Consider the following 1,010-nt stretch of genomic DNA (forward strand, 5'->3'; position numbering starts at 1 on the left):
TTCCAACCAGAGAAATACGTTGTTTCTGAAGAGAAATTCGATATTACAGGCGACAAGCTCGTTGATGATGACAAAGAGTTGAAGGATAAGGTGGCAGATACCAATGCTAACCCATATGCGGACGATGCATCTAACAACGAAGCTCAAAACTTGAATACGAAGACTGTTAAACGTGGCGATAAATTGGTTTATCAAGTTTGGTTGGATACAACTAAATTTGACGCAGCTAATAAGGACAACATCCAATCAGTAGGAATCTCAGATGACTACGACGAAACTAAGTTGGATCTTGATTCTACTAAGATCAAAGCTTACGATTCAGTAACAGGTGATGATGTCACAGCTAAATTCGATATCGCTGTGAACAATGGTGTGATCACTGCAACCCTTAAAGCTGGCTTCACGAAGTCACTTGGCGACGCAGAAAACACTCAAGTGATCGACACAACTAAATTCGCCTTCGGACGTTACTACAAGTTTGACATCCCAACAACAGTGAAAGCTGATGTTCCTGGCGGAGTAGATATCGAAAATACTGCGGCTCAAGTAGTCAACTACTACAACCCAACTTCTAAGACAGTTGAAAAACCAAGCAAACCAACTGAAAAACGTGTGAACAGCGTACCAGTACAAGTAGAATTCAACTTCACTAAACGCTTGGAAGGTCGTGAGTTGAAAGCGAACGAATTCAGCTTCGTTCTTAAAGATTCAGAAGGTAAGACTCTTGAAACTGTAAGCAACGATGCGTCTGGAAACGTTAAGTTCTCAGCTATCGAATTCAAGAAAGAACAAGCAGGCGTTCACAACTACACTGTAGAAGAAGTAGCAGGAACAGACGCAACTGTAACATACGACACTATGAAAGCGAATGTAACAGTAACTGTTTCTCACGATGGAACAGCTAAAGTTCTTGTGGCAACTGTTGGCGAAATCGCTGATAAAGAGTTTAACAACCGTGTAACTCCTCCAGAAGAGCCTAAGTTCCAACCAGAGAAATACGTTGTTTCTGA

Annotated in this window: 1 protein-coding gene; it reads left to right on the forward strand. The window is 41.5% G+C overall.

Translation table 11 applies throughout. From position 1 onward, the window contains the following. On the forward strand, positions 1-1,010 hold a 1,010-nt coding region (locus ADH31_RS09535), incomplete at both ends, for an SspB-related isopeptide-forming adhesin (protein WP_049510448.1).

It is taken from the genome of Streptococcus pseudopneumoniae (genome assembly GCF_001072375.1).
In the GTDB taxonomy this organism is placed as follows: Bacteria; Bacillota; Bacilli; order Lactobacillales; family Streptococcaceae; genus Streptococcus; species Streptococcus pseudopneumoniae_L.